The organism is Nocardioides sp. BE266 (genome assembly GCF_031457855.1).
In the GTDB taxonomy this organism is placed as follows: Bacteria; Actinomycetota; Actinomycetes; order Propionibacteriales; family Nocardioidaceae; genus Nocardioides.
Genome location: NZ_JAURTI010000004.1, coordinates 294700 through 306204, shown reverse-complemented (window position 1 = coordinate 306204; position 11505 = coordinate 294700). Strand labels below are relative to the sequence as shown.

The following is an 11505-nucleotide window of genomic DNA, read 5'->3' as shown; positions in this document are numbered from 1 at the left end:
GTGCCCTCGTCAAACGGGCTCAGTGTGCCAGTAGTCGGGCGCGTCCCACGCCGGATTGTCGGACGTCGTGTCTACCTTCGAGACATGGGCACGACCATCATGCGGTCTGCGACATCCCGGTGGGAGGCGCAACGCACCTTCGACGAGCTGGGTCGGCCCCTGCGTGACCTCACCTTCTGCGTCGTCGACCTCGAGACGACGGGCGGATCGGCCGCCGGCGGGTCGATGATCACCGAGATCGGCGCGGTGAAGGTGTGCGGCGGCGAGGTGCTCGGCGAGTTCCAGACCCTGGTCAACCCGCACACCGAGATTCCCGCCTTCATCGCGGTCCTCACCGGCATCACCAACTCGATGGTCCACGACGCACCCGCGATCGAGTCCGCCCTGCCCGCCTTCCTCGAGTTCGCCGAGGGGTGCGTGCTGGTCGCCCACAACGCGCCGTTCGACGTGGGCTTCCTCCAGCACTTCGCGGCCCGGCAGGGCCGGACGTGGCCGAAGTTCGAGGTGCTCGACACAGCTAAGCTCGCCCGCCGCGTGATCACCCGCGACGACGCCCCCAACTGCAAGCTCTCCTCGCTGGCCAAGGTGTTCAACTCCGGCACCACCCCCAACCACCGAGCGCTCTCCGATGCCCGCGCCACGGTCGACGTGCTCCACGGCCTGATGGAGCGCCTCGGCGGGCTCGGGGTCCACACCCTCGAGGAGCTCTCGACCTTCTCCTCGCGCGTGTCGACCGCGCAGCGCCGCAAGCGCCACCTCGCCGAGGGCCTCCCCCACGCCCCGGGGGTGTACCTCTTCCGCGACGAGCGCTCACGCGTGCTCTACGTCGGCACCTCGCGCGACCTGCGCACCCGCGTCCGCACCTACTTCACCGCCTCCGAGACGCGCAGCCGGATGGGCGAGATGGTCGGCCTGGCCACCTCGGTGACGGGCATCGAGTGCGCGACGCCGCTCGAGGCCGAGGTGCGCGAGCTGCGGCTGATCGCCGAGCACAAGCCGAAGTACAACCGGCGCTCCCGGTTCCCCGAGAAGGTCCACTTCGTCAAGCTCACCCGGGAGGCATGGCCGCGCCTGTCGCTCGTGCGCCGCGTGCTCGACGACGACGCCGACTACCTCGGCCCGTTCTCCTCCCGCAAGACCGCGGAGAAGTGCCTCGCCGCGCTCCACGAGACGTTCCCAGTCCGGCAGTGCAGCGGCCGGATGCCCGCCGTGCCCTCCGGCTCGGCCTGCGTGCTGGCGGAGATGGGCCGCTGCCTCTCCCCCTGCGACGGCACGGTCGACGCCACCGCGTACGCCGCCGTGGTGCGGCAGCTGCGCGACACCCTGCTGCGCCGGCCCGACCAGGTCGTCGAGGCGATCAACGAGCGGATGCAGGCGCTCGCCGAGCACGAGCGCTTCGAGGAGGCCGGGGTGCACCGCGACCGGCTCTCGACCTTCGTGCGGGCCGCGGCGCGCACCCAGCGACTGTCCGCCCTGACCCAGTGCCCCGAGATCGTCGCGGCCCGACGTGAGGACAGCGGACGATGGGCGGTCCACGTCATCCGGCGCGGGCGCCTCGCCGCGGCCGGCGTCATCCCGCGCGGTGGCGACGCCCACCAGTTCGTCCGCGAGCTCACGGCCAGCGCGGAGACCGTCCAGGGCGCACCCGGTCCGGTCCCGGCCGCGACGGCTGAGGAGAGCGAGCGGATCCTGCGCTGGCTGGAGTCACCCGGCATCCGCCTCGTCGACGTCGAGGGTGACTGGGTGTGCCCGGTCGCCGGCGCGGCGCGCCACCTGGCGGTCTACGACGCGGTCAACCAGTCGCGCCTCTCGCTGACGCCGTTCGACGAGCAGCGCCTGCCGTCCCCGGTGCACCGCCCCGTGCGATGACCCGCGTGTCTCGCTGGCGCAGACCGCCGCATCCGCCCACACGACGCCACGGCTGCACCTACTCTCATCCCTCGTGAGCCGCGTCGACCCGTCCCGGACCGCGCGGCTGCGCCGTCGCCACGGGTGGGTCCTCGTCCCGCTGGGGATCTTCGCGATCGCTCGGCTCGTCTCGGGAGTCCTGCTGCACCGCAGCGCCGTCCAGCAGGCCGAGATCGCGCGGGACGCCGCGGCCATGCCCGCAGGCACCTACGACCTGGTGACGCCGGTGCCCGACCCCGTGGGGTACCTCGGCGTCATCGCCAACTGGGACGGCGGGTGGTACCGCACCATCGCCGAGCACGGCTATCCCGTGCCGCTGCCCCGCCTCGACGGCCAGGTCGTGCCCAACGAGTGGGCCTTCTCCCCGGGCTACCCCTTCGTCGTGCGCGCCGTGATGGAGGTCGCGAGCATCGGCTTCCCGCTCGCCGCGACGATCGTCAGCCTCCTCTGCGGCGCCGCGGCCATCACCTGGCTCTACGCCATGGTCCGCACCCGCATGGGCGACCCGGCCGCGGCACGCCTCGTCATGGCCGTCTCGTTCTTCCCGTCAGCACCGATCCTCCAGGTGGCGTACGCCGAGGGGATGGCGTTGTTGCTCATCGTGGGATCGCTCTGGGCGCTTGCGCACCGCCGCCATGGCTGGCTGGTCGGGTTCGCAGCCCTCCTGGCGGTGACACGGCCCCTCGTCCTGCCCTTGGCGCTGCTCAGCGGGATCGTGTGGCTGACCCGATGGCACCGCCGTCGTGACGTCGACTTCCCGACCCGGGAGCGGTGGACCTGCGCGGCGGCCACGGTCGCCTGCGCGGCGTTGGCAGGTGCGTGGCCGGGCATCGCCGCCCTCGTCACCGGGGAGCCGACCGCGTTCACCGACACGATGGCCGCCTGGCCGGGCAACGAGGTCTGGGGCGGCGCGACCACCAACTGGCTCACCCTGTCGGTCCGCTACCCGCTCGCCCTCGGATCATTCGTCTTCGTGGTGCTGGCCCTCGCCGTCTTCGCCGCGACGCGGAAGCCGGCGCGCTCGCTTCCCGTCGCGCTGCGGTGGTGGGGGCCGTCGTACCTGCTCTACCTCATGGTCGCCACGAAGCCCAGCATGGGCATCGTCCGCTACCTGCTGCTGGCGATCTTCCCGCTCTCCCCGCTGCTCGAGCCGAGCACACCGGCGACGTCACGCGCGGGTGCCGCGGCTCGATGGGTCCTGCCCGTGCTCCTGGCCGTCGCCGGCGTGGTGGGCCAGTACTACTGGATCACCTACGTCTTCATGGTCGACGGGACGTCGTCGTTCCAGGCGTTCCCGTGAGCTCCCGAGCGTTCGGTCTCAGTCCAGGCCGATGCTGAACGCCGACTCGAGGTCGTGGCGGGAGTAGGTGCGGAAGGCGATGTGCGTCTCGGTCTCGGTGACGCCCTCGACCTTGTTGAGCCGGTCGGCGACCACCGCGGCGACGTCGTCGTGCTCGCGGACCCGCACGAGAGCGATCAAGTCGACCTGCCCGGTGACCGAGTAGACCTCGCTCACCCCGTCGAGCGCCGCGATCGCCTCGGCGACCTCGGGGATGCGAGCGACGTCGGCCTTGACGAAGACGATGGCGGTGATCATGCCGCCACCGTATCGCCCCGCGGTCATGGACCGTGGCGATGACCGATCGGGCAGCCTTCCTAGTCACTTCGGACTATGCGCGGGTCATTCGCGGACGGTGGCGCACCGGGCGCGCCTAGCCTTCACGCGACTATCGACACCGTCTCAGGGGGATATCCAGTGCGTCGTTCCACTTCGACCGCCCGTCGGCGATCGCGCCAGCTGCTGGTGGGGTCCGTCGGCCTCGCCGTGGCTGCTGCCGGCCTCGCAGTCGCCACACCCGCGTCTGCGGCAGCGGCGCCCAAGGCCCCCACGGGGCTCGCCGTGCGGCTTCCCAACACAGCCACGCCGGTGCTGACCTGGGCCCGCACCGCCGGGGCCACGAGCTACCAGCTCCAGATCGACAACGACGGCTCGTTCGGCTCGGTCGAGGTGACCGACACGACCAAGAACACGCGGTACGTGCCCACCCGCAACCTCTCAAGGGGCACTCAGAACTGGCGCGTCCGAGCGGAGAAGGGCGGTGTCTTCGGCCCCTGGTCGACCGCGACGTTCAGCGTCAGCCCGGTCGACGTACCGGTCGGCACCTCGCCGACCAACGGCTCGGTCCTCCCCCAGCCCGACCAGCCGCCGCTGATGCGCTGGCAGACCAGCCGGGGCGCGGTCTACTACACCGTCGAGATCGACGGCGACGCCGACTTCATCGGCGCGAAGACCTACACCACCAAGACCACCTCGTTCGCGGCCCCCGAGGCCCTGCCCGCGGGTGACTACTTCTGGCGCGTGACGGCCACCCTCGACGGCGGGTTCAACAGCCTGCCGTCCCCGACGATGAGCTTCATCCTCGGCTCGCTGCCGTCGCCGAAGCTCACCTACCCCGTGGACGACATCAACCAGTCCGTCGAGGACGTCGTCTTCGACTGGCAGCCGGTCGCCGGCGCGGTGACGTACGACCTCCAGGTCGCCACCGACTCGACCTTCAACAACTTCGCCTTCAAGGGCGAGAACATCTACGGCTCGCGCTACTCCCCGGCGACGACCCTCTACAACGACCAGTTCTGGTGGCGCGTGCGCGCCGTCGACCAGGCCGGTCAGCCGACCGCCTGGTCCACCGCCCGCTTCAGCTTCAAGCGCAACTGGCTCGACACCCCGTCGGCCGTCTGGCCGCTCGGCAACGAGCAGACGCCGGATCTCTCCGTGGGCGAGTCCGACGGCGAGAAGAAGTTCTACGAGTGGACGCCCGTCCAGCACGCGAGTCGCTACGTGATCCAGGTCTCCACGGACCAGAACTTCTCCCCGGCGCTCACCGCGAGCTGCTTCACCGCGAGCACCACCTTCGCCCCGCGGTCGAACAACTTCTACGACTGCGGCATCGTGCCCGGCCAGGTGCACTACTGGCGCGTCAGCGGCATCGACGACCCCTATCCCGGTGGTGTCCCCGGCATCTGGTCGGTCCCGCAGAAGGTGAAGTGGGCCGACCCTGCCCCGTCCGGTTCGTTCACCGGCTTCGCGACGGTCACGGGCCTGCGCGCAGCGATGACCGGCACGGGTGCAGCCAGCTCCGCCCTCGGCTGCGCCACCACGACGTGCGGTGCGCTGTCGGCGACCCCCGTCCTCACGTGGGACCGCCAGCCCGGCATCGCCTACTACAAGGTCGTCGTCGGGGTCGACGAGAACTTCACGTTCTCCCCGATTCCTGACGTCGAGCGCTACCGCACCAGCAACCACTTCTTCTCGCTGCGCAGCGGCGACGAGAAGCTCGCCTTGCCCGAGAGCGAGGCTGGCGAGCCCTACTTCTGGTACGTGATCCCGTGCCGGGCCGACGACACCTGTGGCCCGAGCCCGGTGAAGCGCAACCCGCCCCTCCCGGGCGCGCACAGCTTCCTCAAGTCCTCGCCGCCGGTGAAGCAGCTCACGTCCTCCGACCCGGCCGGCTCGGACATCACGTTCAGCTGGCAGGACTACTTCGACACCAACCAGGGCGCCACGACCTACGGTCAGGCGGGCCAGCAGTCCGCGAAGACGTACCTGATCCAGGTGGACAACGAGCCGAGCTTCGCCGAGCCGCTGATCGACTCGGCGACCGTCGACCAGGCGACGTTCACGTCCGGTGACCGGCTCTACCCGGAGGGCCGCCTGTACTGGCGGGTCCAGGCCATCGACGGCGAGGGGAACGGCCTGACGTGGTCCAGCACGGCCGAGCTGGTCAAGGCCAGCCCGCCGATCAGCCTGCTCTCCCCCGTCAGCGGCGCCGCCGTCGCGGGCACCGCGCCGCTCCAGTGGGCGCCGCAGGCCTTCGCCAAGGCGTACGACGTGGAGATCTACAAGAACGGCGACACCGCGTTCTCCGGTCCGAACCGGGTCGCCGCCGCTACGGTCGCCAACCCGGCCTACACACCGACGGACACCCTGGCCGCCTCGAACGTCCCCTACGTGTGGCGTGTGCGCCGCATCGACTCGCGCGGCAATCCGGGTCCTTGGTCCGCCGGCACGTTCGTGTCGCTCGGCAGCGCACCCGAGCTCCTCACACCCGGCCCCGGCGCCAACCAGCCGACGGCGGGCGCGTACTTCGAGTGGAGCGACGTGCAGGGCGCGGCGTCGTACCAGGTGGCGCTGCGTGCCGGCACGGACAACACCGTGATCAACACGGTCGGCACCGCCTACGCGCCGTCCGAGCTGCGCACGGGTTCCTACGTCTGGCAGGTCACGGCGCTCGACGCCGCCGGCCGCACGCTCGGCGTCAGCTCGGCGCGACCCTTCTGGGTCGACGCCGACGCCCCTCGCGTGCTCAAGGTGACGCCCAAGAAGCTCACCAAGAAGTCGACGCTCAAGGTGCGGTTCACCGAGGCCGTCAAGGGCGCGAACAAGAAGACCGTGAAGCTCATGCGCGCCAACAGCAAGGGCAAGTTCAAGATCGCGGTCAAGGCCAAGGTCAAGGTCGCCAAGAAGGGCCGCGAGGTCCTGATCGACCCCAAGGGCAAGCTCAAGCGCGGCACGTACCAGATCGTGTTCACCAACACCTCGATCAGGGACGGCGCCGGCAACCAGCTCGTCGACCAGACTGCCGCCGTACCGGGGCTGTAGCGGCCGACAGATGGACTAGCGTTCGCCCGTGACCTGGCTCTCCGACCACTGGCTCGACGTCCTCGGCTGGGGAGGGAGTGCACTCCTGGTGTACTCCCTCCTCCAGGCGAGCGTGCTGCGCCTGAGGATCCTCAACGCGATCGCCTGCGTGATCCTGATCGTGTTCAACGGCGTGCTCGAGGTCTGGCCGATGGTCGGCATGAACACGGTGCTGGTCGCGATCAACGCGTGGTTCATCGTGAAGATGCTGCGCGAGCGGCACGACGAGAAGGCCTTCGAGGTGCTGCAGGTCAGCGCGACCGACGAGTACCTCCGCCACGTCCTCCGGGTCCACGGCGAGGACATCCTCCGGTTCAACCCCGACTTCGTCCACGACCCGGGCGACACCCACGACGCCTTCCTCGTCCAGAAGGGCGACGAGACCGTCGGCGTGGTGCTCCTGCGCGAGGACGGCGAGACGGCCAACGTCCTGCTCGACTACGTCACGCCCCGCTACCGCGACTTCTCCCCCGGCGAGTTCGTCTGGCGCCGCAGCGGGATGCTCGCCGACCGCGGCATCCGGCGGGTGGTCACCCCTCCGTCGATGGTGGGCGCCTACTACGACCGCCTGGGCTTCCGCCGCGAGGGCCAGTCGTGGGTCCTGGACGTGGCTGGATGATCACCCTCGTCGTGCGGCGGGTGGTGCCGCTCGCCGCGCTGGCGCTCGTGCTGGGTGCCGTCGTACGGACGCAGCGGGTGCCGATCGTCATCTCCGACACCTGGTTCCACCTCCGCTTCGGCGAGGAGTTCCTCTCCGGGAGCTGGAGCCTGCGCCACCCGGGCCACCTCGGCGTCTTCGACACCGCGGACTGGATCCCGACACAGTGGCTCCCCCAGATCGGCATGGCCTGGCTCGACGACCACCTCGGCATCGCCGGGGTCGTCTTCGCGGGTGGCTTCGTCCAGCTGCTGATCGCGGTCGCCCTCTACCTGTCCTGCCGGCGCGCGGCCGCGCCGCTGCCGGCGGCGATGGCGACGGCGCTCGCGATGTTCGGGGCCTCCCCCGGCCTGTCGGCCCGCCCCCAGCTCCTGAGCTACCTGCTCATCATCGCGACGACCTACGCCTGGCTCCGGACCGCCCGTGACGGCCGGGCCCGCTGGTGGGTCGTCGCGCTGGCCTGGGTCTGGCCGATGCTCCACGGCATGTGGCCGATCGGCATCTCGATCTCCGTGGTCGCCGTCGTCGGGATCGCGCTGCAGGGCGACGTCCGCGGACGTCCGCTGCTCCGGCTGGCGGCCATCCCCGTGCTCTCGCTCGTGGTGGCGGCGCTCAACCCCCTCGGCCCGGCGGTCGTGCGCAGCGTGTTCGACGTCGGATCGCGGTCGGCGTACTTCTCCGAGTGGGGCCCCACCGACTTCACCGAGCCTGCGGGCGCGCTCCTCGCCGTCGTGGTCGCCCTCGTGCTCCTCGCCGGGCTCCGCTCCGACCCGGTGCCGTGGGTGCCCGCGCTGCTCGCACTCCTGGCGCTGGCGTGGGCCCTGTTCTCGGTGCGTACGACGCCCGTCGCCGCGCTGATGCTCGCGCCGATCGTCGCCACCGCCCTCCAACGACTGGTCCCGGACACCGGCCCGCTGAGCCGGCCTGAGCTCGCCTCCGTCGTCGCGATCCTGCTCGTAACCTCACTCGCCCTGGCAGTCGTGTCGGCGAAGAGGGCCTCGGAGGAGGTCGTCGCCGACTGGGTCGACAGCCGCCTCGACGCGCTGCCCGCCGGCGCGAAGGTGCTCGACGACTGGTCGGCCGGGGCCTACCTCCTCGCCGAGCACCCTGACCTGGAGCTCGTGATGCACGGCTACGGCGAGGTCTTCACCGACGACGAGCTCGCCCGCAACGCCGACCTGGTCCGCCTCGAGCCCGGGTGGGACGACCTGCTGGCGGACCTCGACGTCGACGTCGCCCTGCTCGACCCCGACACGCCGCTCGGCTACGCCGTCGAGAACCAGCTCGGGTGGACGCGCGTCGAGGGCGACGACGACTTCGTGCTGCTGACGCCGCCCGGGAGCTGAGCGGGTCAGTCCCGCGAACTCGCCGCGATCCAGCCTTCGAGCGCGCGGGCCGCGGCACCCGAGTCGATCGCCTCCGCCGCGCGCGCGATGCCCGCCGGCAGCGACTCCTCGACCGACTGCTCTGGGGCACCGTGGACCGCCAGGGCAGCACCCGTGTTCAGCAGCACCGCATCGCGGACCGGCCCCGGCTCGCCCGCCAGCACCCGACGTACGACGTCGGCGTTGTGGTCCGCGTCGCCGCCGCGCAGGTCCTCGGTCGTGGCCCGCGCGATGCCGAGCGTCGCCGGGTCGACCTCCACCTGGTCCACCGCACCTCCGTGCACACGCCACACGGTCGACGTCGTCGTCGTGGTGAGCTCGTCGAGCCCGTCGTCGCCCCGGAAGACCCACGCGTCGACGCCGCGCTCGGCGAGGACGCCTGCCATCACGGGAGCCATCCGCAGGTCGGCGCAGCCGATCGCCTGGGCCTGCGGGCGTGCGGGGTTGGTCAGCGGACCGAGGATGTTGAAGGTCGTGGCGATGCCGAGCTCGCGGCGGGTCACCGCAGCATGGCGCATGGCCGGGTGGAACGCCGCGGAGAAGCAGAAGGTGATCCCGGCCTCCTCCGCGACCTGTGCGACCCGTGGCGGGGCCAGGTCGAGCCGGATGCCGAGCGCCTCCAGGACGTCGGCGGAGCCGGACTTCGACGAGGCCGAGCGGTTGCCGTGCTTGACCACCCGCGCCCCGGCGCCGGCGGCGACGATCGCCGACATGGTGGAGATGTTGACCGACATGGAGCGGTCTCCTCCGGTGCCGACGACGTCGAGCAGCCGACCGGGCACGGAGATCGGGTTGGCGGCCGCCAGCATGGCGGCAGCGAAGCCGGAGACCTCCTCGACGGTCTCCCCCTTGGCGCGCAGGGCCACGACGAAGCCGGCGAGCTGGACGGGGGTCGCCGCACCGGTGAACACCTCGTCCGTTGCCCATCGCGCCTGCTCGGTCGTCAGGTCGCGTCCGGCGACCAGCGTGGAGAGGACATCGGGCCAGGTGTGCGACATGCCGTCAGGCTAGTCGGGGGCCATCAGCGCGCCTGCACTGTCCACGGCTGCGAGGATGCACGCATGACGAGCGGGGGCGACGAGCAGCGCGCTGCGGGGCGACCCGCCTGGGTTCTGCCCTGGGCCGTCGGCGTCGTCACCGCGGTGATCTATCTGCTCACGGCCGGCTACTCCTCGGCGTCCGGCGACGTGGTCGCAGCCGACGTGCTCGCCTGGCAGCTCGGGACGCAGGGGAGCTCGACCTTCACCGCCGAGACCTACCCGCCGCTGGACCAGCACCCCGCGCGCGAGGGGTGGATCATCGAGGCGGCTGACGGCCACGAGGTCGTCGGCCGCTCGCCCGGCGCCGTCGCGTCGGCCGTGCCGGCATACCGGCTCTTCGGCGGCGAGGAGTTCTCGCTCGTTCCCGGTGCGGTCACCGCAGCCCTCCTGACGGCCCTCGCCATGGCGGTGATGTCGCTCGCCCTGAGCAACCTCGTGCCCCGGCGGCAGGTGCTGCTGGCCAGCTTCGCGCTCGCCCTGTCCACGCCTGTGTGGTGCGTGGCTGCCGACGGGATGTGGCCGCACACCGTGACGGTCCTCGCCCTGAGCGGCATGGCCTGGGCGGCGAGCCGCGAGCGCTGGTGGCTGGTCGGCCTGTTCGGCGGCGTGCTCCTCTGGGGCCGTCTCCACGCGGTCGTCGTGGTGGCCGCGGTCGGCCTGCTGGTCGGGTGGCGGCGCCGCGACCCGCTGCTGGTCGCCAAGGTCGCCGTCCCGAGCGCGGCCCTGCTCGCCCTCGAGACGGTCTGGACCCGGCAGCTCTACGGCAGCTGGAACCCGATGTCCTCCTACGAGACCGGCAAGTTCGAGGCCTACGCCGATCGCAACAGGCTCGACGTGGTCAACCACCTGGGCTTCTGGATCTCCCCCGACCGCGGTCTTTTGGTCTGGACGCCCGTCCTCGTCCTGCTGCTGCCGGCGCTCGTGAGGAGCTGGCGCTCGCTCCCCGACTGGACGAAGGCGCTCGTCCTCGGCGGTCTCGCCTACAGCCTGCTGCAGGGTGTGCTGGACCGCTTCGGCGGAGGAGACGCGTTCTACGCCTACCGGCTGATGATCGAGATGCTCGTCTGCGCGGTCCCCGCGCTTGCCCTCTCCGCAGCCCGGACGGGCCGGTGGGCGCGAGCCCTGTTCGCCCCGGTCCTCGCGCTCCAGGCGTTCGTGATCAGCGCGGGCGCCATCGACAGCGACCTCGGCGCCGGCGACCAGGACGCCTGGCACTGGCACAGCTTCTTCTCCGTGCTCGCCGAGCGTCCGGTGCTGCTGGTGCTCTTCGTCGCCGCGTGCCTCATGGCCGGCTTCCTCGGTCGCCGGATCTGGGCGGACCCGAGCCTCTCCCGACCGGCACCGGCGCTGTCGACCACCCGTCCGTGAGTGGTCGGCCCAGGCCTCAGGACGTGGCCGGCACCGACGAGCGGAGCAGGCCGATGACGGCCTCGGCGAGCTGGATCGGGTCGATCGGGTGCGAGACCGCGGCCTCGGCGCGCGACCAGGTGGCGAGCCAGGCGTCCTGCGGACGACCGGTGAGCACCAGGACCGGCGGGCACTGGTAGATCTCGTCCTTGAGCTGCTTGGCGATGCCCATGCCACCGGCGGGAACGGCCTCGCCGTCGAGGATCGCGAGGGAGATCTCGCCGGAGTCCATGTTCTGCAGGACGACGGGCTCCGTGGCCACCTCGACGTACTCGAGCTCGGGGAGGTCGGGGTGCGGCCGACGACCGAGAGCGAGGATGACCTGCTGGCGGGTGTTGACGTCGTCGCTGTAGACCAGGACCTTCAACGGCTTCGTGGTGTCGCTCACCGACCCATCGTATCCACGGA

General features: G+C 71.3%; 9 protein-coding genes. 6 read left to right on the top strand and 3 right to left on the bottom strand.

Going from position 1 to position 11505, the window contains the following annotated elements; translation table 11 throughout:
• The first annotated feature begins 84 nt into the window (after positions 1-84).
• Both J2X46_RS13805 and J2X46_RS13800 read left to right on the top strand, forming a co-directional pair.
• Complete coding sequence (locus tag J2X46_RS13805; RefSeq protein WP_310251469.1) at positions 85-1869, top strand: DEDD exonuclease domain-containing protein; 1785 nt, start codon at positions 85-87, stop codon at positions 1867-1869.
• 73 nt (positions 1870-1942) lie between these two features.
• Positions 1943-3208 (top strand): hypothetical protein, encoded by a 1266-nt coding sequence (locus tag J2X46_RS13800; protein WP_310251467.1) that lies wholly within the window; start codon positions 1943-1945, stop codon positions 3206-3208.
• A gap of 18 nt (positions 3209-3226) precedes the next feature.
• Here the strand turns inward: J2X46_RS13800 and J2X46_RS13795 are convergent, their stop codons facing one another.
• Positions 3227-3505, bottom strand: coding sequence for an Lrp/AsnC ligand binding domain-containing protein (locus J2X46_RS13795; RefSeq protein ID WP_310251465.1), 279 nt, complete (start codon positions 3503-3505; stop codon positions 3227-3229).
• 159 nt (positions 3506-3664) lie between these two features.
• On the opposite strand from J2X46_RS13795, the gene J2X46_RS13790 reads away from it, so the two are divergent.
• The 3 genes from J2X46_RS13790 to J2X46_RS13780 are packed head-to-tail and all read left to right on the top strand — an operon-like array spanning position 3665 to position 8611.
• Entirely contained in the window at positions 3665-6568 is a 2904-nt protein-coding gene (locus J2X46_RS13790; RefSeq protein ID WP_310251463.1) for an Ig-like domain-containing protein, read from the top strand.
• Positions 6569-6596: 28 nt separating this feature from the next.
• Positions 6597-7226 carry a hypothetical protein gene (locus J2X46_RS13785; protein WP_310251461.1) on the top strand — a complete coding sequence of 210 codons (630 nt, stop codon included), beginning with the start codon at positions 6597-6599 and terminating at the stop codon, positions 7224-7226.
• On the top strand, positions 7223-8611 hold the full coding sequence (locus J2X46_RS13780) for a hypothetical protein (protein ID WP_310251459.1): 1389 nt from the start codon (positions 7223-7225) through the stop codon (positions 8609-8611). The genes J2X46_RS13785 and J2X46_RS13780 overlap by 4 nt, the downstream gene beginning before the upstream one ends.
• 5 nt (positions 8612-8616) lie before the next feature.
• Here J2X46_RS13780 and trpD read toward each other — a convergent pair whose 3' ends face one another.
• On the bottom strand, positions 8617-9648 hold the full coding sequence (gene trpD / locus J2X46_RS13775) for an anthranilate phosphoribosyltransferase (RefSeq protein WP_310251457.1): 1032 nt from the start codon (positions 9646-9648) through the stop codon (positions 8617-8619).
• 63 nt (positions 9649-9711) lie between these two features.
• Between trpD and J2X46_RS13770 the strand changes: the two genes are divergently transcribed.
• A complete protein-coding gene (locus J2X46_RS13770; RefSeq protein ID WP_310251455.1) occupies positions 9712-11058 on the top strand; it encodes a hypothetical protein in 1347 nt (448 codons plus the stop codon).
• 16 nt (positions 11059-11074) lie between these two features.
• On the opposite strand, the gene J2X46_RS13765 is transcribed toward J2X46_RS13770, so the two are convergent.
• Positions 11075-11485: a hypothetical protein gene (locus tag J2X46_RS13765; protein WP_310251453.1), complete on the bottom strand. Its 411-nt coding sequence runs from the start codon at positions 11483-11485 to the stop codon at positions 11075-11077.
• Positions 11486-11505 lie beyond the last annotated feature (20 nt).

Excerpts from the sequence above, each read along its gene's own strand:
- J2X46_RS13780 (WP_310251459.1), top strand. The coding sequence starts at position 7,223 with ATGATCACCCTCGTCGTGCGGCGGGTGGTGCCGCTCGCCGCGCTGGCG.
- J2X46_RS13795 (WP_310251465.1), bottom strand. The coding sequence starts at position 3,505 with ATGATCACCGCCATCGTCTTCGTCAAGGCCGACGTCGCTCGCATCCCC.
- trpD (WP_310251457.1), bottom strand. The coding sequence starts at position 9,648 with ATGTCGCACACCTGGCCCGATGTCCTCTCCACGCTGGTCGCCGGACGC.
- J2X46_RS13805 (WP_310251469.1), top strand. The coding sequence starts at position 85 with ATGGGCACGACCATCATGCGGTCTGCGACATCCCGGTGGGAGGCGCAA.
- J2X46_RS13770 (WP_310251455.1), top strand. The coding sequence starts at position 9,712 with ATGACGAGCGGGGGCGACGAGCAGCGCGCTGCGGGGCGACCCGCCTGG.